An 18,556-nucleotide genomic window follows, 5' to 3' on the forward strand; every position below is an offset into this window, starting at 1 on the left:
TGTGATCAGTGAACGATGGAGTTCGGCGGCAAATGCCCCAGCCGCTCCGTCAGGCGAATCCGCTGGATCGGATCGTCGCTGAGCAGCAGCGCATGCTCCAGGTCAAAACGCTCGGCGTTCGGACAGTCCAGCCGTTGGTACAGGCTGGCCCGGGCCAGATAGTCGGCGGCGCTGGCGTTGCCCAGTTCCAGGACGCGTTCGGCGTCGATCAAGGCATTGATGACGTCGTCGTGGGACAGGTACAACTGGCGCAGGTTGCGCGACAGCCGCTGCAACATCTGCACTGGCTCGGCGGTTTCCAAGTGCTCGGCGCTGAGCTTGATGTTCGGGCCGTACTGGCGGTTCAACAACTCCCGACAATCGTTGGGATAAAGGCGACGGCCGCCGCAGGGGTCGAGCAAATGATCGGCGCCCGGCACCCGCAGCAGGAAATGCCCGGGGAAGTTGACCCCGACCATGGGAATTTCCAGGCCCTTGGCCAACTCCAGCGCAATCAGCCCCAGCGTCAAGGGTTGTCCTCGTCGGCGCTCCAGTACCTTGTCGAGCAGTGCCACTTGCGGGCGCAATGGCGTGAAGTCGTCCTGGGCGAAGCCAAGGTCATTCATGCGCCGCAGCAGCGGTTGGGCCAGTTCACTGACCGGCAGCATCGGCAAGCCACCGCTGACCCGCTGTTGCAACGCCTGGAAATCGGCCAGCAGCGCTTGCGGTTCCACCTCGCTGTCGTGCTCGGCCGCAATCCACAGTGCCGCCTCGAACAGCGCGGGCGGTGAACGTTGCAGACAGGCGAAGAACGATTGGCGCGGGGTCATCAAAATCTCCGGGCAATGCCTCGTTTTAGCCCCCTCTCCGGCATTCGTCCAGTACCGTACAAGAGCGACCACGGGTTATTTCCGAAAGCCTGCATCGGGGCCGTGCTTATTCCGGTGCGCTTCTGCAATTTTTGGGCGCAAGCCTATACTGGCGACTACAAGAAGTGATTCGGGAGCCCTACGATGTTCGCTCTCATGCAAAGCACTCGCCTTGAATCGCTGCATCTGAGCGTTGACTCGGTCACCGGGTTGAAGGCGGTCATTGCCATTCATAACAGCCGGCTGGGGCCTGCCCTGGGTGGTTGTCGTTACCTTGCCTATCCCAGCGACGAGTCTGCGGTCGAGGATGCGGTGCGCCTTGCCCAAGGCATGAGTTACAAGGCGGCACTGGCCGGCCTGGCCCAGGGCGGCGGCGTGGCGGTGATCATTCGCCCCGTTCATGTGGCCAACCGCGCGGCGCTGTTCGAAGCCTTCGGGCGCTGTATCAATCAGCTCGACGGGCGCTACATCACGGCCATCGACAGTGGCACCTCAGTGGCGGACATGGATTGCATCGCCCAGCAGACCCAGCATGTCACCAGCACCACCGCGGCGGGCGACCCTGCGCCACACGCGGCGATGGGCGTATTCACCGGCATTCGCGCCACAGCGATGGCGCGACTGGGCAGCGATAACCTCGAAGGCCTGCGCGTTGCCATTCAAGGCTTGGGCAACGTTGGTTATGCCCTGGCAGAACAGTTGCACGCTGCCGGGGCCGAACTGCTGGTCAGCGATATCGATCACGGCAAGGTGCAACTGGCAATGGAGCAACTCGGGGCTCACCCCATCGCCAACGACGCACTGCTCAGCACGCCTTGCGATATTCTTGCGCCATGCGGTTTGGGCGGGGTGCTCAACAGCCACAGCGTGACGCAACTGCGCTGCTCGGCAGTGGCCGGTTCGGCGAACAATCAGCTGACCCATCTGGATGTTGCCGACCAACTGGAACGGCGCGGCATCCTGTACGCACCGGATTACGTGATAAACGCCGGCGGACTGATTTACGTGTCGCTCAAGCACCGCGGCGAGGAACTGTCGACCATCACCGCGCACCTGTCGAAAATCAGCTCGCGCCTGACTGAAGTGTTCGCCCACGCCCAGGCGGAAAAACGCTCCCCCGCGCGGGTGGCCGACGAGTTGGCGGAGAAGGTGTTGTACCGGTGAAACTGGCATGAGTTTTCCACAGGCATGAAAAAGGCCCTGGGTCATTCGACTCAGGGCCTGTTCAATTCGGGCTTTGCCTATTTGGCGGCTTTTGGGGCCTTGGCAGGCTTGGCCGGGGTGACCGGCTCAGCGGCCTCAACGACCTCGGTTGCCGCAACAGGTTGTGCGACTTCAACCGGTGCGCTGAGCAGTTCGGACAGGGCGTCCGGCTGGCTCTTGAACGCCTTGGCGAACACGTCGCGATTTTTCGCCATGTAGATCCCGGCTTCTTCCACTTGCTGCTCGGTCAGGGACGGAACGGCTTTTTGCAACACTTCAGCCAGCAATTCGGCCAGTTCGAGCATTTTGTCATGACGGTCAGCTTCGGCTTTATCCATGAACAAGCGCTCCAGATCTCGGCTGCTGCGGTATACCACTTCGACGGCCATTCACCACCTCACATGCCTTCACATTGGTTGTCGATTTCGACTACTGTATCTATATACAGCTAAAGGATAAGCGAATCCCTGCCTTTTGGGTAGTGGCTTTTTAATGTAGACCGGATTCGGGATTTGTCAGGCGAGGCGCTGCACAGGTGCGACCAAACGCCACGGCGCACAATCCCGAGTGGCTCGCCATCATGGGCTGGCCTTTTTTCTGCATGCAGAAAAACCGTCACGTCCAACCCGCATCATCCGGTCGAGCCGACCTAAGGAAGCATCATCGTGAAAATCAACTGGGCCGAAAAACTGCGGCAGAACGTGCATGAACTGGCCGAGTCCCTGGGCAATCTGTTTGTCGAAACCTTTCACTACCTGGCGCTGTTCGCCATTGGTGCGGTGACCGCATGGGCGGCGGTGATGGAATTTCTCGGGATGATCGAAGAAGGGCACATCAAGATCGATGACATCTTGCTGCTGTTCATCTACCTGGAACTGGGGGCGATGGTCGGGATTTACTTCAAGACCAACCACATGCCAGTGCGCTTCCTGATCTACGTGGCGATCACCGCGCTGACGCGGCTGCTGATTTCCAACGTATCGCACCACAACCCGCCGGACCTGGGGATCATCTACCTGTGCGGCGGGATTCTGCTGTTGGCGTTTGCGATTCTGGTGGTGCGTTACGCTTCGTCGCAATTTCCTTCGGTGAAGATTGAGAACCCGCACCGCAAAACAGGTAAGGGCTCCAGTGAACATCCGGAAGTAGAAAAGGGCGAGCTTTAAAGCCCCATGGTGGGTCGGTGGCGGTCACTGGCTGGTGGGGGCAGGTTGCGCGTGCCGCCGTCGGTCATTGATTCGAGGATGGCCACGGCGCAGTGGCCCTGCTCGATGGCAATGCCGAACTGAATGCTTTGCACCAATCGTTTGAGGCGCTCGGGGTCATTGCGTTGTTCGGCGCTGATCATGCGTTTGGCCACCACGCGGCCACTGTTGGACAGGGTCAGCATGATGCGGCCGTCCAGGCCCTGAATGCTCAGGTTGATCTGGTAATCCGCTGCAAAGGCATCGGTAATGAGCTGGAAAGGGTTGTCCATGATGCGTCACCGCCTGATTGAACGTGCAGTTGTTGACCGGCCATGATCGGGTTGGTTCGCAACGCCAGACCACCGGCCATCTCGCCATCATTGTTCCAGCATGGAAGAAGCAAGGCCCATGCCGGAAAATTGTCGGACAAAAAACATGTTCTGTAGGGGCGAGCCTGTTCGCGATGGTCGTGAACGATAACGCGTCAAACCAGATGGTTCGCGGCGTCTGAGGGTTTTTCGCGAGCAAGCTCGCTCCTACGGGGGGGGGGGCCGCGTTTTCTGCACGTTTCAGGGCAATTAACCTCGACGTGCCTCCAAAACGGTCAACATTCCACCCAGTTCACCGCCAGTCCGCCCCGCGACGTCTCTTTGTACTTGTCATGCATGTCGGCCCCGGTGTCGCGCATGGTACGGATCACCCGGTCCAGGGAAATGAAGTGTTTGCCGTCGCCGCGCAGGGCCATTTGCGTGGCATTGATGGCCTTGACCGCGGCGATCGCGTTGCGCTCGATACACGGCACTTGCACCAGTCCGCCAACCGGGTCGCAGGTGAGGCCGAGGTTGTGTTCCAGGCCGATTTCGGCGGCGTTTTCCAGCTGCTCCGGGGTGGCGCCAAGCACCTCTGCCAGGCCAGCGGCGGCCATGGCGCAAGCGGAGCCGACTTCACCCTGGCAGCCGACTTCGGCCCCGGAGATCGAAGCGTTTTTCTTGCACAGAATGCCGACGGCAGCTGCACCCAGGAAAAATGCGACCACGTCATCGTCAGACGCATCGGCATTGAATTTCATGTAGTAGTGCAGCACCGCCGGAATGATCCCCGCCGCGCCGTTGGTCGGCGCCGTGACCATGCGCCCGCCGGCCGCGTTTTCTTCGTTCACGGCAAGGGCGTACAGGTTGACCCATTCCATCGCTGACAAGGTGGACGTAATGACATTCGGCTTGCCGATTTCCTGCAGGCTGCGATGCAGTTTCGCCGCTCGACGCGGAACACTCAGGCCGCCGGGCAAGATGCCTTCGTGGCGCAAACCCTGCTCGACGCATTCGCGCATCACCGACCAGATATGCAACAGGCCCTGGCGGATTTCCGCGTCACTGCGCCATGCCCGTTCGTTGGCCATCATCAGTTCGCCCACCCGCAGCCCGTGCTCGTTGCAGAGTTTGAGCAGTTCGGCGGCGCTGGAGAAATCGTAAGGCAGCACCACGTCGCCGGCCGGCGCGATTCCGGATTCGGCTTCGGCTGCTTCGATGATAAAACCGCCGCCCACCGAGTAGTAGGTCTGCTCGAACAGTTCGCCGGTTTCACCGAAGGCTGTCAGGGACATGGCGTTGGGGTGGTAGGGCAGGCTTTCGTCCAGTAGCAGGAGATCGCGTTGCCAGTCGAAGGCAATTTGCGCAACGCCAGCAAGGCACAGTTTGCCGGTTTCGCGCAGGGTGTGAATGCGGCTGTCGATGGTGATTGGATCGATGCGGTCGGGCCACTCGCCCATCAGGCCCATGACGCAGGCGCGGTCCGTCGCGTGGCCGACGCCGGTCGCTGAAAGAGAACCATAGAGGCGGATTTCCACGCGTCGCACGTCGCTCAGAAAACCGTGATCGACCAGCGCTTGGGCAAAGGTTGCGGCAGCGCGCATCGGACCGACGGTATGGGAGCTGGACGGGCCGATACCCACTTTGAAGAGATCGAAAACACTGATAGCCATGCTAAAGCCTGTACACGCAATGGAAGGGAAATCGCTGCCATTTCTGTAGGACAAGCGCAATTTGGGCGATACTGCCTGTCACGAGCCTGCGTGACCAACGAAATTTCCTAAGACATCCTTTAGCAGGACTAAACGATGAGCCGTCAATTACACGCCCAGACGTATGTCTGGCTGAACGTGTTTGCCTGTGCCGCGCGGCACCTGTCGTTCACCCGCTGCGCCGAAGAACTGCACATCACACCGGGGGCGGTCAGCCAGCAGATCCGCCAGCTGGAAGAACGCCTGGGCTTTCGCCTGTTTCACCGCCGCGCCCGCGGAGTGGAGCTGAGCGCAGAGGGGCAGCGCCTGGCCATTACCGTCAACGAGGCCTTTGGCAGCATCGACTCGGAATTGCGGCGACTGGACGCGGGCATGATCAGCGGGATTCTGCGGGTGCGTTCGATTCCGTCGTTCCTGAGCAAATGGCTAACGCCGCGACTGCCGCGTTTGCAGCAGCGTTTTCCGGACATCCAGTTGCGCCTGGTGGCCGAGGACAGCAGCGTGCCGTTGCATGAAGGTGACTTCGACCTGGCGATCGACCTGAACGACGGCAGTTATCCGGGCCTGTTATCCACAGCCTTGCTTGATGAACAGATTTTTCCGGTGTGCGCGCCGAGCCTGTTGCGTGGTCGTCCACCGCTGCATGGTCCGGCGGACCTGATGCACTTTCCCTTGCTGCACGACATCACCGCCTGGCGCGGCAGCTACGAGTACGCGGAATGGGAGTTTTACCTCAACGCCATCGGCTTCGAGGGTGCGGATGTGCGACGCGGGCATACCTTCAATCGCAATCACCTGACGATCGAAGCGGCCATCGCCGGGATGGGGGTGGCGATAGCCCGACGGACACTGCTCAACGATGAGCTGGAGCGCGGGGCGTTGATCGTGCCGTTCGGCCTGGCGGTGCCCAATCACAAGCGCTACATGCTGCTTTACGCACCCGGGGCGTTGAGCCATCCGGGTGTGCGCGCGGTGCACGATTGGTTGGTGGAGGAGGCGGGTGCTTTTCGCAGCCTGCACCCGTTGGGGGAGCGGCAAATGTGAGCAATTATTACGTAAGAGCAGGGCGACCCAACTCCCGACCTTAACAGCGCTTTTACCGGTTGTCCGGCTTTTTTTGCGATTGAAAATTTATCTTTTTTAGGGGGTTGAATTGTTCAGCGTACAGACCGATTGTGTAAGTAAGAGGTCACGGTGATGACGCCCAAGGGCTTAGCTGACCGGCCTCTCGCGAGCTAGCTGAAGTAAGGGATGAACTATGCAAATCCAAGTCAATAGCGATAACCATATTCAAGGCAGTAAACGACTGGAGGAGTGGGTACGTACGACCATTGAGAGCACGCTCGAACGCTACGAAGAGGACCTGACACGAGTCGAGGTTCACCTGCGGGACGAGAACGGCGACAAGCCGGGTCCCCACGACATGCGCTGCCAGCTGGAGGCGCGGCCAAAAGGCCATCAACCGATTTCCGTCACCCATAAAGCCTCCACCATGGAGCAGGCGATCGACGGAGCGGCTACCAAACTTGAACATGCGCTGGAGCATATGTTCGGCAAATTACGCGGCAAACGAGCCAATGTGGTGCCCATCGAGAGTGCCGCCCATGCCGACCATCTGCTGGAAGAAGAGTTTCTTGAGAACGAACAGGCAGCGCTTAACGGCTGACACCTGATTCACTTTTTTACCTTCCCATGAAAACGGGCCTGCATTGCAGGCCCGTTTTGTTTTCGGTGGCTTTTGGATTCCATGGCTATGCCATTGGTGCAACCAACGGGCGTAATAAAGGGCTGCACCCGATCCTTTTGCATATGAGAATATTTATCATTAATATTGCGGCCTTTCCGGTCCCCTGACGCTGTCGTGGCCTCCCCGGTTTTCAGGTCGAAACATGAACGATGATCACTCTGCCCCCGAACCCCGCGATATCGAGCGCGATCCACAGCGCGGGGACCGTGCGCATTTTCTCCAGGTGTTTCTCTCCCAGCGTTCGCAAATGGAAGCACTGGTGAGCCGGCGTGTCGGTTGTCGGGCGACGGCGGCTGACCTGGTACAGGATTTGTTCCTGCGATTCTGGCGGCGGCCGTTGGTGCAAGTCGAGGAACTCAGCACCTACCTGCTGCGCTGCGCCGGCAACATCGCCATCGATCACTTGCGCAGTGAAGGCACGCGGGTCCGGGTCAGCGAAGGTTTGATGGTGGAATCACCAGACAGCCATGGCAGCGGACCGCAAGCGGCGCTGGAGGCGGGCAACGATCTGCGCCATGTCGAAGCCGCATTGCGCGCCTTGCCGGAGCGTACGCGGCAGATCTTCTTGCTCAATCGCATTCACGGCCGCAAATACGCCGAGATCGCCAAGGCCATGGGCTTGTCCCAAAGTGCCGTGGAAAAACATATGATGCGGGCCCTCGAAGCCTGCAAGGCCAGCCTTCGGGAACCCGAACCGCGTACGCCAGGGACAGCACCGTGAACGACTTCAAACGCGTCACCCCGACGCCGACGCCGGCGCAGGAGCAGGCCGCGCTGGCCTGGCTGAGCCTGTTGCATGACCAGCCCAATAGCGGTGACCAAGCGACGTTCAGCCAGTGGTTGCAGGCCGACCCCGCCCATGCCGAGGCCTATGCCCGGGCGCAGGTCCTGTGGGAGTTGAGCGAAGGACCGGCGCGCACACTCGCCGATGAAGACGCTTTTGCCTTGCAGGGCTATCTCAACGCCATGGACAAGCCGCGGCGCAGCACGCTCGGGCGCTGGTCCGGTACGCTGGCGATGGCCGCGTGTCTGCTGTTGATGATAAGTGTCGGTACAGGCTGGCAGCCTATGCGTTGGATTGATGACCTGGGGGCGGATTACGTCTCGGCACCGGGGGAAATTCGCACCGTTACCCTGGCCGATCAGTCGCAGGTGACACTGGATGCCGACAGCGCCATCGCCGTGGATTTCAGTCGCGGTGAGCGGCATGTGCAACTGCGCCGCGGCGCCGGCTTTTTCAGCGTTACCCATACCGGCGAGCCGTTTGTGGTGGACGCCGAGAAAGGCCAGACGCGGGTCCTGGGCACGCAGTTCGAAGTCCGTTTGCAGCCCCACGGTGCACAGGTCACGGTGCTGTCGGGACGGGTTGGCGTGACGGCGCACCAGAAAGCCGATCAGCAAGAGCTCACCGCCGGCCAGCAAGTGGCCTATGGCGAAGGCTCGGCGCAAACACTCCACTCGGTGGACAGCGAAGCGCAGTTGGCATGGCGCCAGGGCTGGCTCAATTACTACAAGGCGACGTTGGCCGATGTGGTACAGGATTTGGCGCGCTATTACCCCGGACGGATCGTGTTGCTCAATGATGAACTGGCGATGCGCCGGGTCAGTGGCAGCTTTCCGAGCAGGAACCCGCAGGCGGTGTTGAGTTCCTTGCAGGGGGTGTTGGGGTTTGAGCAGCATCAGGTTTTGGGGCATCTGATTATTCTGCGCTAAAGCTGTTGGCCTCTTCGCGGGCAAGCCCGCTCCCACAGGGTTACGTGTTGCCCCAATATTGTGAGCAACTCAATACCTGTGGGAGCGAGCTTGCTCGCGATGACGGCAGATCAGACACCCAACCACTCAAATAAAAATATTTTCAGTTTTTGCTGAGGTAAACCCGATTGCCATCCGTGTAGTGACTGAAACTGCGAGTCATTCGCATCCGTTGCGGTTCTACACAGGTCATGAGTCATGAAGTCCAGGGCAAAATCGGGTTCGGTCAAACAATGGTTGGGTGTGTCTGCGTTGAGCTTTTCGGCATTGGCCTTGTTGCCGCTGAGCGTAGCGCTGGCCGCAGAGGCAGGCAGCAGTCAGTCGCGTGGGCAATTCAATTTCGCGCTGGCCGCCAAACCGTTGCCCCAGGCCCTGAGCGATTTCAGCCGAGTGACCGGCATCAGCGTCGTCTACACCGATGAGGCGCCGTACGGTCTCAATGCGCCGGCCATCAATGGCCAGATGAGCGCCGAACAGGCTCTGCAACGTCTGCTTACCGGTTCGGGCTTGACGTTCCGTCGCACCGACGGCCACACCATTGCACTGGAACCACGGCCAACTGAAGGGGCGTTGAACCTGGGCGCGACCACCATCACCTCGGTGATGGATGACTCCATGAGCTATCAACCGCCACCCATCACTTCGGTGATGCGCTCCTCGGCCCCCGTACAGGATATCCCGCAGACGATCAACGTCGTTCCGGCCCAAGTCATCCGCGACCAGGCGCCGCGCAATCTCGATGACGCGCTGGCCAATGTCAGCGGCATCACCCAGGCCAACACCCTGGGCAGCACCCAGGACTCGGTGATGGTCCGTGGCTTTGGCGACAACCGTAACGGCTCGATCATGCGCGACGGCATGCCGATCGTGCAGGGGCGTGGCCTCAACGCCAGCGTGGACCGGGTCGAAGTGCTCAAGGGCCCGGCCTCGTTGCTCTATGGCATCCAGGATCCGGGTGGCGTGGTCAATATGGTCAGCAAGAAGCCCGAGCTTGAGCGGTACAACGCGCTGACCGCGCGCGGTTCGAGCTATGACGACGGCAAGAACGGCAGCGGTGGCAGCCTCGACAGCACTGGGGCCCTCGGCGATTCCGGACTGGCCTACCGCATGGTGCTGGACTACGAAGACGAAGATTACTGGCGTAACTTCGGTGTGCATCGCGAGAGCCTGATCGCGCCGTCGCTGGCCTGGTACGGCGAAAGCACCAAGCTGCTGTTCTCCTATGAGCACCGCGAATTCCTCACACCCTTCGACCGCGGCACGCTGATCGATCCGCGGACCAACCATCCGCTGGACATCTCGCGCAACGAGCGTCTCGACGAACCGTTCAACAACATGGAAGGGCGCTCGGACCTCTATCACTTCGAGGCCGATCACGAACTCAACGACAACTGGAAAGCCCATTTCGGCTACAGCTGGAACCGCGAAACCTACGATGCCAGCCAGGTGCGCGTGACCGCCATCGACACCAAAAAGGGCACCCTGACCCGCAACATGGACGGCACCCAGAATGCGATCAGCACCGACCGGTTCACCACCGCCAGCCTCGAAGGCAACGTGAATGTGCTCGGCATGCAGCATGACCTGCTGTTCGGTATCGACGATGAGTACCGCAAGATCTACCGCGAAGACCTGATCCGCCAAAAAAGCCTGACCACATTCAGTTACGTCAATCCGGTTTATGGTCGGGAAGTGCCGGGCACCACCGTCAGTGCGCCCGACAGCGCGCAGACCGATGAACTGCGCAGCGATTCGGTCTTCCTCCAGGACTCCATCCACCTCACCGACCAGTGGATTCTGGTGGCCGGCGCGCGTTTTCAGGCGTACGACCAGTACGCCGGCAAAGGCGTACCGTTCCACGCCAACACCGACAGCAACGGGCAGAAATGGGTGCCGCGTGCGGGCCTTGTGTACAAATACACCGATGCCTTGTCGTTCTACGGCAGCTACACCGAGTCGTTCAAACCCAACTCGACCATCGCGCCATTGAGCGGCAGCAGTACCGTGCTTGACGGCGGTATCGCTCCGGAAGAAGCCAAGTCCTGGGAGCTGGGTGCCAAGCTTGATCTGCCGGGCCGCGTTACCGGCAACATCGCACTGTTCGACATCAAGAAGCGCAATGTGCTGGTGGCCAACGCCGAAGGTCCGACCACGATTTACAGTGCCGCCGGTGAAGTGCGTTCCCGTGGCCTGGAAGTGGACCTGAGCGGTCAGCTCACCGATCGCTGGAGCATGATCGGCAGCTACGCCTATACCGATGCCGAAGTCACCGAAGACCCGGATTACAAAGGCAATCAGTTGCAGAACGTGGCGAAGAACAGCGGCTCGTTGTCGGCCGTCTATGACTTCGGCAGCGTCATTGGCGGTGATCAACTGCGGGTCGGCGCCGGGGCGCGTTATGTGGGTGAGCGCGCGGGCAACGCGGTGAACGATTTCGACCTGCCGAGCTACACCGTGGCCGATGCGTTCGCCACCTACGACACCAGGGTCGAAGGGCAGAAGGTCAAGTTCCAGCTCAACGTGAAGAACCTGTTCGATCGCACCTACTACACCTCGGCGGCGAGTCGGTTCTTTGTGTCGATGGGGGATTCGCGGCAGGTGACGTTGTCGAGCACCTTGGAGTTCTGACGATAGACCGTGTCATCGTTCATCGCGAGCAAGCTCGCTCCCACAAGGTTTGGCGGTGCTCACCGGTTTTGTGACTACCCCATTCCCCTGTGGGAGCGGGCTTGCTCGCGAAGGCGGTCATGCAGACCACAAAAAAGCTCGGGTCTAGCGCAAAAACGCCTGTCGATATTCGCCGGGCGTCCCGCCAAGTGACTGGCGAAACCGGTTGGTGAAATGGCTGGCGCTGGCAAAACCACAAGCCAGTGCAATCTCCCCCAGTGGCTGCGAGGTCGTGCGCAGCAACTCCCGCGCCCGGTCAAGGCGCCGCGCCAGCACGTACTGGTGGGGTGGCAAGCCGAAGCTTTCGCGGAACATCCGCGCGAAGTGGTATTCGGACAACGCGCACAACGCCGCCAATTGACCGAGGCTGATGGCCTCGTCCAGATGGCTGTCGATGAACTCCACCAGATGCCGGCGCTGGTGCGCGGCCAGCCCGCCTTTAAGGCGTAAGCCCTGACGCACGTTGACCTGGCTGAGCAGGGCATGGCTGAGCAGTTCGTGCGCCAGGCTGCTGGTGAGCAGGCGCTCGCCCGGCTCGTCCCAGTTCAAGGCGACCAACTGCCGAAAGCGCAGCGCCTGCTGCGGATCATCGAGAAAGGTCTGCTCGCGCAGCTGCATTTCCCGTGGCTCGCGATCGAGCAGGGTGACGCAGCCAAGGGCAAATTGTTCGGGGCTGAAATACAGGTGTGCCAGGCGAATATCGCCATTGATCACCCAGCCTGACTGGTGATCGGCGGGGAGGATGCACAGTTTGTCCGGACCACCCTTGTTGCCGGGCTGGTCGCGGCGAAAGGTGCCGGTGCCGCCGGCGAGGTAACAGGACAACGTGTGGTGGCTGGGCGCTTCGTATTCCTGAGCGTCGTGGTGATTGCTCCACAAGGCTGCAGACAAGCCGTCACCGAGCTCGGCGCTGTGCTCAAGGCGAGCATTCGGCGAGCGGTTGAGGGCTTGAAAGACTTGTAGGGTATCCAGTGCAGCCATGGTCGTTGCTCTCTAACACCTGCATCCAACGGCTTGCATCCTACTCCGTAGACGTGCGCCTGCCAGCCTGCCCTCAGACAAAAGCGCAAGTTTATGCAAGTGCGCCCAGGCGTGGCGCCGGACACTGGGCACCTAGCGAGGAGCCTTAGTCATGAACCTTTCTTTGTACCTGCTGACTGTGCTGATCTGGGGTACCACCTGGATTGCCTTGAAATGGCAACTGGGCGTGGTGGCCATTCCCGTGTCAATCGTCTATCGCTTCGGCCTCGCCGCGCTGGTGCTGTTCGTGATCCTGCTGCTCAGCCGACGCCTGCAAGTGATGAACCGTCGTGGGCACCTGATCTGCCTGGCTCAGGGCTTGTGCCTGTTCTGCGTCAACTTCATGTGCTTCCTCACCGCGAGCCAGTGGATCCCCAGCGGTCTGGTGGCCGTGGTGTTTTCCACCGCCACCCTATGGAATGCCCTCAACGCGCGGGTGTTCTTCGGTCAGAGAATTGCCCGCAATGTGCTGATGGGCGGTGCGTTGGGCCTGCTTGGGTTGGGGCTGCTGTTCTGGCCGGAGCTGGCCGGGCATACCGCCAGCCCGGAAACCTTGCTCGGCCTCGGTCTGGCCCTGTGCGGCACCTTGTGTTTCTCGGCGGGCAACATGCTTTCGAGCCTGCAACAGAAGGCTGGTCTCAAACCGCTGACCACCAATGCCTGGGGCATGGCTTACGGGGCGGCGATGCTAACCGTGTGGTGCCTGGTCAAAAGCATTCCCTTCGACATGGAGATGAGCGCGCGTTACATCGGGTCACTGTTGTACCTGGTGATTCCGGGATCGGTGATCGGTTTCACCGCCTACCTGACCCTGGTCGGCCGCATGGGGCCAGAGCGGGCTGCGTACTGCACAGTGCTGTTTCCGGTGGTGGCACTCAACGTGTCAGCGTTCGCCGAGAGTTATCAGTGGACGATGCCGGCGCTGTTGGGGCTGGTATTGGTGATGTCGGGTAACGTACTGGTGTTTCGCAAGCCCAAACCACGCTTGGTACAGGGGAGTAGCAAGCTCGCTTGAGATGACGTTCATCGAGCGCTGAAGTCCTCAGTGCTCGACTTTGATCGCAATATAAATCAGCAGCGGTAGTATGAAGTCGACAATATGCCGGGTCCAGTCTTTGTAACTCCAGGCTTGTGATTGGTCCATGTTGAACCATTCCACGCCGATAACTTGAAAGCCGACATAGTAAAGCAAGAGCGCAATGAGTAATCCTATGATCGCGGGCTTTTTGGCCTCGTGAAACTCTTCAGCGCTGCTACTCATGTTTTTATAAAGATAACAGGTTCCGATCATGAAGAAGAGCGTGTAGATAACCTCGAGCGTAATGATGAGCCAGTAGATGCGGTGATGGAGTATCTGCGAGGTAATGGCCCTGTAGGTGTACTTCTCGTCGTCATCTGTGGTCTCCATGCTCAGGATGTTACTGATGTTTTCGTAGTTGGTTGCGTAGTCCGTAACGTTGCTGTACATCACCAGCAATCCAAAAATACTTATGAATAACATTAGTGTGGCTTTGCTGAAACGTATGACTTGATTTGTCGTAAGTTGATTCAAGGTGGTGATCTCCTTTGTTGTTTCCGTTGTGTCTGGAAAAGTAAGGAGAGTCTAGCGGGTGGTTTTGTTATTTGTTTATTGACTGAATTGCAGGGTGTGTATTCAGACAGTTTTTTTACAGGTTTAGAGTGATATTGTTTTTATTTTTTGCATTTAAGGGCAGGCGCTTTTAACGCCTGCCCTTTTTTCAACCCTTCCAGACTTGCGGATTGACCAGGTCCTGTGGGCGCTCCCCCAACAGCGCACTGCGCAGGTTGGCCAGGGCACGGTTGGCCATGGCATCGCGGGTCTCATGGGTGGCCGAGCCAATGTGCGGCAAGGTCACGGCATTTTTCAACTGGAACAGTGGGGACTCGGCCAGCGGTTCTTTTTCGTAAACGTCCAGCCCGGCACCACGAATGCGGTTGTTTTGCAGTGCTTCGATCAGTGCCGGCTCATCCACCACCGGGCCACGGGAAATGTTCACCAGAATGGCACTTGGCTTCATCAGCGCCAGTTCACGATGGCTGATCAAGTGTTTGGTTTTCTCGCTGAGCGGCACCACCAGGCACACGAAATCGGCCTCGGCCAGCAGTTGATCAAGGCTGCGGAACTGCGCGCCGAGCTCCTGCTCCAGTTCGGTCTTGCGGCTGTTGCCGCTGTAGATGACCGGCATGTTGAACCCCAGGCGACCACGTCGGGCGATGGCGGCGCCGATGTTGCCCATGCCGACAATGCCCAGGGTCTTGCCATGCACATCGCAACCGAACAGCTGCGCACCGACAGTGGCCTGCCATTGCCCGGCCTTGGTCCAGGCATCCAGTTCGGCGACGCGGCGCGCGCTGCTCATCAACAGGGCAAACGCCAGGTCGGCGGTGCTTTCGGTGAGCACATCCGGCGTGTTGGTCAGCATGATCCCGCGTTCGTTGAAGTAGGCCAGGTCATAGTTGTCGTAGCCCACCGAGACACTGGATACCACCTCCAGCGTGGTGGCGTTTTCCAATTGAGCGCGGCCGAGTTTGCGACCGACGCCGATCAAGCCGTGGGCGTGGGGCAGGGCTTCGTTGAATTGGGCGTTGATGTCGCCGTTTTTCGGATTCGGCACGATGACGTCGAAATCCTGTTGCAGGCGTTCGATCATTGGTGGGGTGACGCGGCTGAATGCAAGGACGGTCTTTTTCATGGGCGGGCGGGCTCGTCGGGCGGCGAAGAATAATGAGCACGCTAACATTCTTCGCGGGATTTGTGCGAGTCGTCAGGCGGTCTATGCAAGCTTGCAGCTTGTCGTGCTCCATCCAGTTATACTGCCGCACTTCTTATACTGTGGCATGCGGCCCGCTCACCGGGCCCGACATTTCATGCACCACCCGGAGCTTTCATGACTTCCCCGAAACAACCGCCGGTCGCCGACGCCCTGAACGACGTGCAGGCAGAGCTGCCAGACAGCGTCGACTCCAGCGCCGACAGCGAATCCAAAGCCGGGATCCCGGCCTTCAAATTCCCGTTCAAGCCGGGTGAGCTGGCGGCCGCCAAGGGTTCCAACCAGCCGTGGTACAAGAACGGCGCCAAGAACGGCCACACCAAGACGCCGGGCATGGCACCGCCGGGGACTCGTCGGTCGATGGGTAAGCGCTGAGTTCTTAAGTCTGCGGTGACTGATCTGCCGTCTTCGCGAGCAAGCCCGCTCCCACATTTGGAATGCATTCCTCCAGTGGGAGCGGGCTTGCTCGCGAAGGGGCCGGCACAAACACTGCAAATCCCGGATCAAGTCGCCCGCAACGAAATAAACGAGTAATTCGTCAGCGCATCCGCCGTCACTTGCGCACCTGCGGCCAGCACTTGCCCGGCAATATCATCCCCCGACACATGAAACCGCCATTCACTGCCCCACTGCGGCAACGTTTGCCCGGCCAGGTCGTCGATGATCGCGGCAAATTCCGCCATATCCGGCAGATAAGCGGTAAACCCGTCGCCCTTCAGGGCTGTGGTGCGAATCCCCAGCAGCGCACAAATTGCATCCTTCATCGGAATGTCATCACGATCCGCCTGACGGGAGCGCTGGATCAGTTCCGACAATTCCCGATCGACCAGCTCACCACCGACAATCAGCTCCGGTCCTTTTTCCCACGACTCAGGCGGACATTCCTTCATGGCAGTGTTCAGAGGTATGTGCGGATTGATTTCCATCGGATAGATATGGCACACCAGCGGGCGGCGTTCATAGATGCGGCAGAGGTTGTCTTCGTCAAGATTTCGGCAGGGGCCGACATTGTAGGCGGCGAAGGTGATGGCCACGTACACCTCGGATTCACCGCTGCGCACTGCCGCCGAACGGCGTTCGGCGTGTTCCCGTTGGTGCACCGGCAGACCCAGGCCATTGCCCAGAAACGCTTCCACCAGCACGATCACCTGACCGCCATCGGCTGCCCACATCCGGGCTTCGCCCAGGGTCAGGGGCACATGGTGGTCGTTACAGCATTTGCCGCAGCCTACACAGGAAAATGTTGTATTCATCGAGCGTTCGTTCGCGTCACAGGGCATGAAGCGGCGACAGAATGCCGCCGCAAAAGCCGCTATCGAAGCAAATTATGCGCCAGTCAGTTTGCCTTGCCGGCCGGGCGGATGGAGTCCCATTCGGTGACGTACGCGGTTTTGCTCTTTTTGTTGTACAGGCACAACTCGGTGCCTTGTGCGCCTTTCATGTGCTTTTGCGGGTACTGGCCCTGGAGCAGGAGCGCGGTGTAGCCGACCCGGTCATCGAACTGCGCGGCGTTGCCGACCGGTTTGCTGTCCTTCAGGCCACTGGCCTTGGTGCAACTGGTGAGTACGGCTTTGTCGTAGGTGGCCCAGGCGTCGGGGCTGGAGGCGTGGGCCTGGGAGGCGAGGGCGGTGAGGCAGAACAGAATCAGGGGCGCAGCTTTCATGGTTCAGGCTTCCTTGGGCTGAGTGGCCAAGGCAGGAGTATGCCTGAAAGGTAGATGGAGACTTTGCTGGCCTCTTCGCGAGCAAGCCCGCTCCCACATTGGACGGTGTACACACATCAACTGTGGGAGCGAGCCTGCTCGCGATGGCGGCATCAGAGCGGAACCGGCTCCCGGCGGATCGCGCGCATCCCGACGTTTTCATACAAGCGCCGCGCCCGAAGGTTGTCTTCACGTACCTTCAGGTCCACGAAACCTTCATGCCGCTGCTGGAACACCTTGAACGCCTGCAACAACAGCGCACGCCCCAACCCCCGACCCTGAAACCGCGGGTGCACCACCAGGTTCTTGATATAGGCACTGGTCCAGCACTGGCAAACACCGACCACTTCCTCGGCATCCAGGGCAATGAAGCACAGGGCCGGGTCATATTCCGGATCGGTTTCGAACTGCCGTTGCCACATGTCCAGCGCGGCTACGCGACCACCGCCGTCGAGATAACCGAACTCCATCAACCGGTGCACGGCGGCGCCCAGTTCGGGGCGGTATTCGCTCAGTTGCAGGCCGGTTGGCCAATCAGGGGGCGGCACGACGACAGAGAGGTCGCGCCGCATCAGCCAGCAGAATTCTTCGGTCAACACTCAATAACCCTGTTCGGTGACAGCCTTGGCCGCGGTGATCAGGCACTGGGTCAATTCCGGCGAAGAAAACTTGGTCAGCACCGCGTTCGCCCCCGCCAGTCGTGCTTTCTCGGCGTTCATCGCACTGTCCAGCGAGGTGTGCAGCAGCACATAAAGATGCGCGAAATCCGGGGTTTCCCGCAGGGTGCGGGTGAAGGCGTAACCGTCCATCTCCGACATCTCGATGTCCGAGACGATCAGGTTGATCTGCTGCGCGGTGCCTTGCAGGTCCAGCAGGCAGTCGATGGCTTCCTTGGCGCTGCGGGCCGTATGGCACTGCAGGCCGAGGTTACGCAGGGTGTGCACCGATTGCTGCAAGGCGACCTGACTATCATCGACCACCAGGATGCGTGCGTTGCCGAGCAGTTCGGCGTCTTCCATGCTCAGTTCGGTCGGCGCCATTTCGATTTGTGCCGGGGCGATGCCATGGATGACTTTTTCGATGTCCAGCACTTGTACCAGGGTGCCATCGACCGACGTCACGCCAGTGATGTAGGCACGCAAACCACCGGAGCCGAAGGGCGGCGGGCGGATGTCGGTGGTCAGGCAATGGACGATCTTGCTCACGGCCTGTACGTGCAGGCCCTGCTTGGAGCGGCTGACGTCGGTGACGATCAGGCAGCCGCCGTTGGGGTCTTCCAGCGGACGCTCGCCAATGGCACGGCTGAGGTCGATCACCGACAGCGAGGCACCGCGCAGGGTGGCGATGCCTTTGACGTGGGGATGTGACTCCGGCAGCCTGGTCAGCGGCGGGCAGGGAATGATTTCACTGACCTTGAGCAGGTTGATCGCCATCAGCTTGCCGCTGCGCAAGGTAAACAGCAGAAGCGAAAGTGAGTCTGCGCGGGCTTTGGTGGAGGACATATAAACCTTCTCTGGAAAAAGGTGACGGGCAATCCAGGGATCGCCAATGACTTCGATGCCGGGTTATCGACTTGTTTGGGGCAGGCTTTAACAATTGCGGTGAACAGTAAGACGCC

At 60.0% G+C, this 18,556-nt stretch carries 19 protein-coding genes and 1 pseudogene; 9 read left to right on the forward strand and 11 right to left on the reverse strand.

Features of this window, described 5'->3' with window-relative positions; genetic code table 11:
- Positions 1-5 precede the first annotated feature (5 nt).
- Positions 6-809, reverse strand: coding sequence for a SirB1 family protein (locus tag PSJE_RS14110; RefSeq protein ID WP_057716382.1), 804 nt, complete (start codon positions 807-809; stop codon positions 6-8).
- 183 nt (positions 810-992) lie between these two features.
- On the opposite strand from PSJE_RS14110, the gene PSJE_RS14115 reads away from it, so the two are divergent.
- Positions 993-2,012, forward strand: a complete 1,020-nt coding sequence (locus PSJE_RS14115; protein WP_057716381.1) for a Glu/Leu/Phe/Val dehydrogenase family protein — start codon at positions 993-995, stop codon at positions 2,010-2,012.
- A 188-nt stretch (positions 2,013-2,200) separates the two neighbouring features.
- Here PSJE_RS14115 and PSJE_RS14120 read toward each other — a convergent pair.
- Positions 2,201-2,440: pseudogene (locus PSJE_RS14120) on the reverse strand (YebG family protein); the annotation flags it as partial.
- 276 nt (positions 2,441-2,716) lie between these two features.
- Between PSJE_RS14120 and PSJE_RS14125 the strand changes: the two are divergent.
- Positions 2,717-3,217: a phosphate-starvation-inducible protein PsiE gene (locus tag PSJE_RS14125; RefSeq protein WP_057716379.1), complete on the forward strand. Its 501-nt coding sequence runs from the start codon at positions 2,717-2,719 to the stop codon at positions 3,215-3,217.
- Here PSJE_RS14125 and PSJE_RS14130 read toward each other — a convergent pair.
- Together PSJE_RS14130 and PSJE_RS14135 are read right to left on the reverse strand one after the other, a co-directional pair.
- Positions 3,214-3,528, reverse strand: coding sequence for a DUF3509 domain-containing protein (locus PSJE_RS14130; RefSeq protein WP_057716378.1), 315 nt, complete (start codon positions 3,526-3,528; stop codon positions 3,214-3,216). The genes PSJE_RS14125 and PSJE_RS14130 overlap by 4 nt on opposite strands.
- A gap of 314 nt (positions 3,529-3,842) precedes the next feature.
- On the reverse strand, positions 3,843-5,219 hold the full coding sequence (locus PSJE_RS14135; RefSeq protein WP_090453140.1) for an L-serine ammonia-lyase: 1,377 nt from the start codon (positions 5,217-5,219) through the stop codon (positions 3,843-3,845).
- Between the two features lie 135 nt (positions 5,220-5,354).
- Between PSJE_RS14135 and PSJE_RS14140 the strand changes: the two genes are divergently transcribed.
- The 5 genes from PSJE_RS14140 to PSJE_RS14160 all read left to right on the forward strand — a co-directional run bounded on the left by PSJE_RS14140 (position 5,355) and on the right by PSJE_RS14160 (position 11,385).
- Complete coding sequence (locus tag PSJE_RS14140; RefSeq protein ID WP_057716376.1) at positions 5,355-6,302, forward strand: LysR substrate-binding domain-containing protein; 948 nt, start codon at positions 5,355-5,357, stop codon at positions 6,300-6,302.
- A 214-nt stretch (positions 6,303-6,516) separates the two neighbouring features.
- Entirely contained in the window at positions 6,517-6,924 is a 408-nt protein-coding gene (locus tag PSJE_RS14145; protein ID WP_057716375.1) for an HPF/RaiA family ribosome-associated protein, read from the forward strand.
- A gap of 223 nt (positions 6,925-7,147) precedes the next feature.
- Positions 7,148-7,726: an RNA polymerase sigma factor gene (locus PSJE_RS14150; protein ID WP_090453142.1), complete on the forward strand. Its 579-nt coding sequence runs from the start codon at positions 7,148-7,150 to the stop codon at positions 7,724-7,726.
- Positions 7,723-8,718 (forward strand): FecR family protein, encoded by a 996-nt coding sequence (locus tag PSJE_RS14155; protein ID WP_090453144.1) that lies wholly within the window; start codon positions 7,723-7,725, stop codon positions 8,716-8,718. The genes PSJE_RS14150 and PSJE_RS14155 overlap by 4 nt, the downstream gene beginning before the upstream one ends.
- Positions 8,719-8,955: 237 nt before the next feature.
- Positions 8,956-11,385, forward strand: coding sequence for a TonB-dependent siderophore receptor (locus PSJE_RS14160; protein WP_090453146.1), 2,430 nt, complete (start codon positions 8,956-8,958; stop codon positions 11,383-11,385).
- Positions 11,386-11,529: 144 nt separating this feature from the next.
- On the opposite strand, the gene PSJE_RS14165 is transcribed toward PSJE_RS14160, so the two are convergent.
- Positions 11,530-12,405, reverse strand: coding sequence for a helix-turn-helix domain-containing protein (locus PSJE_RS14165; RefSeq protein WP_090453148.1), 876 nt, complete (start codon positions 12,403-12,405; stop codon positions 11,530-11,532).
- Positions 12,406-12,556: 151 nt separating this feature from the next.
- Here PSJE_RS14165 and PSJE_RS14170 point away from each other — a divergent pair, with 151 nt between their 5' ends.
- A complete protein-coding gene (locus PSJE_RS14170) occupies positions 12,557-13,459 on the forward strand; it encodes a DMT family transporter (RefSeq protein ID WP_090453149.1) in 903 nt (300 codons plus the stop codon).
- Positions 13,460-13,486: 27 nt separating this feature from the next.
- Here PSJE_RS14170 and PSJE_RS14175 read toward each other — a convergent pair whose 3' ends face one another.
- Both PSJE_RS14175 and PSJE_RS14180 read right to left on the reverse strand, forming a co-directional pair.
- Entirely contained in the window at positions 13,487-13,996 is a 510-nt protein-coding gene (locus PSJE_RS14175; protein ID WP_090453150.1) for a DUF2165 domain-containing protein, read from the reverse strand.
- 187 nt (positions 13,997-14,183) lie between these two features.
- Positions 14,184-15,158, reverse strand: coding sequence for a 2-hydroxyacid dehydrogenase (locus tag PSJE_RS14180; protein WP_090453152.1), 975 nt, complete (start codon positions 15,156-15,158; stop codon positions 14,184-14,186).
- Between the two features lie 195 nt (positions 15,159-15,353).
- Between PSJE_RS14180 and PSJE_RS14185 the strand changes: the two genes are divergently transcribed.
- Positions 15,354-15,611: a hypothetical protein gene (locus tag PSJE_RS14185; protein WP_090453154.1), complete on the forward strand. Its 258-nt coding sequence runs from the start codon at positions 15,354-15,356 to the stop codon at positions 15,609-15,611.
- 128 nt (positions 15,612-15,739) lie between these two features.
- Here the strand turns inward: PSJE_RS14185 and PSJE_RS14190 are convergent, their stop codons facing one another.
- The 4 genes from PSJE_RS14190 to PSJE_RS14205 all read right to left on the reverse strand — a co-directional run bounded on the left by PSJE_RS14190 (position 15,740) and on the right by PSJE_RS14205 (position 18,440).
- Positions 15,740-16,489 carry a YkgJ family cysteine cluster protein gene (locus PSJE_RS14190; RefSeq protein WP_090453155.1) on the reverse strand — a complete coding sequence of 250 codons (750 nt, stop codon included), beginning with the start codon at positions 16,487-16,489 and terminating at the stop codon, positions 15,740-15,742.
- 83 nt (positions 16,490-16,572) lie between these two features.
- Entirely contained in the window at positions 16,573-16,899 is a 327-nt protein-coding gene (locus tag PSJE_RS14195; RefSeq protein WP_057716365.1) for a hypothetical protein, read from the reverse strand.
- Between the two features lie 152 nt (positions 16,900-17,051).
- The gene (locus PSJE_RS14200) at positions 17,052-17,510 is read right to left on the reverse strand and encodes a GNAT family N-acetyltransferase (RefSeq protein WP_191622249.1); all 459 of its coding nucleotides are present in this window, start codon (positions 17,508-17,510) and stop codon (positions 17,052-17,054) included.
- 27 nt (positions 17,511-17,537) lie between these two features.
- Positions 17,538-18,440, reverse strand: a complete 903-nt coding sequence (locus tag PSJE_RS14205; RefSeq protein ID WP_090453157.1) for a chemotaxis protein CheV — start codon at positions 18,438-18,440, stop codon at positions 17,538-17,540.
- Between the last annotated feature and the right edge of the window lie 116 nt (positions 18,441-18,556).

Source organism: Pseudomonas jessenii (genome assembly GCF_002236115.1).
GTDB lineage: Bacteria > Pseudomonadota > Gammaproteobacteria > Pseudomonadales > Pseudomonadaceae > Aquipseudomonas > Aquipseudomonas jessenii.

Bases quoted from the DNA above. Each gene is read 5' to 3' on its own strand.
- PSJE_RS14130 (WP_057716378.1), bottom strand. From the start codon at position 3,528: ATGGACAACCCTTTCCAGCTCATTACCGATGCCTTTGCAGCGGATTAC.
- PSJE_RS14165 (WP_090453148.1), bottom strand. From the start codon at position 12,405: ATGGCTGCACTGGATACCCTACAAGTCTTTCAAGCCCTCAACCGCTCG.
- PSJE_RS14195 (WP_057716365.1), bottom strand. From the start codon at position 16,899: ATGAAAGCTGCGCCCCTGATTCTGTTCTGCCTCACCGCCCTCGCCTCC.
- PSJE_RS14185 (WP_090453154.1), top strand. From the start codon at position 15,354: ATGACTTCCCCGAAACAACCGCCGGTCGCCGACGCCCTGAACGACGTG.
- PSJE_RS14115 (WP_057716381.1), top strand. From the start codon at position 993: ATGTTCGCTCTCATGCAAAGCACTCGCCTTGAATCGCTGCATCTGAGC.
- PSJE_RS14205 (WP_090453157.1), bottom strand. From the start codon at position 18,440: ATGTCCTCCACCAAAGCCCGCGCAGACTCACTTTCGCTTCTGCTGTTT.
- PSJE_RS14190 (WP_090453155.1), bottom strand. From the start codon at position 16,489: ATGAATACAACATTTTCCTGTGTAGGCTGCGGCAAATGCTGTAACGAC.
- PSJE_RS14135 (WP_090453140.1), bottom strand. From the start codon at position 5,219: ATGGCTATCAGTGTTTTCGATCTCTTCAAAGTGGGTATCGGCCCGTCC.
- PSJE_RS14180 (WP_090453152.1), bottom strand. From the start codon at position 15,158: ATGAAAAAGACCGTCCTTGCATTCAGCCGCGTCACCCCACCAATGATC.
- PSJE_RS14170 (WP_090453149.1), top strand. From the start codon at position 12,557: ATGAACCTTTCTTTGTACCTGCTGACTGTGCTGATCTGGGGTACCACC.
- PSJE_RS14160 (WP_090453146.1), top strand. From the start codon at position 8,956: ATGAAGTCCAGGGCAAAATCGGGTTCGGTCAAACAATGGTTGGGTGTG.
- PSJE_RS14110 (WP_057716382.1), bottom strand. From the start codon at position 809: ATGACCCCGCGCCAATCGTTCTTCGCCTGTCTGCAACGTTCACCGCCC.
- PSJE_RS14200 (WP_191622249.1), bottom strand. From the start codon at position 17,510: ATGCGGCGCGACCTCTCTGTCGTCGTGCCGCCCCCTGATTGGCCAACC.
- PSJE_RS14140 (WP_057716376.1), top strand. From the start codon at position 5,355: ATGAGCCGTCAATTACACGCCCAGACGTATGTCTGGCTGAACGTGTTT.
- PSJE_RS14150 (WP_090453142.1), top strand. From the start codon at position 7,148: ATGAACGATGATCACTCTGCCCCCGAACCCCGCGATATCGAGCGCGAT.
- PSJE_RS14145 (WP_057716375.1), top strand. From the start codon at position 6,517: ATGCAAATCCAAGTCAATAGCGATAACCATATTCAAGGCAGTAAACGA.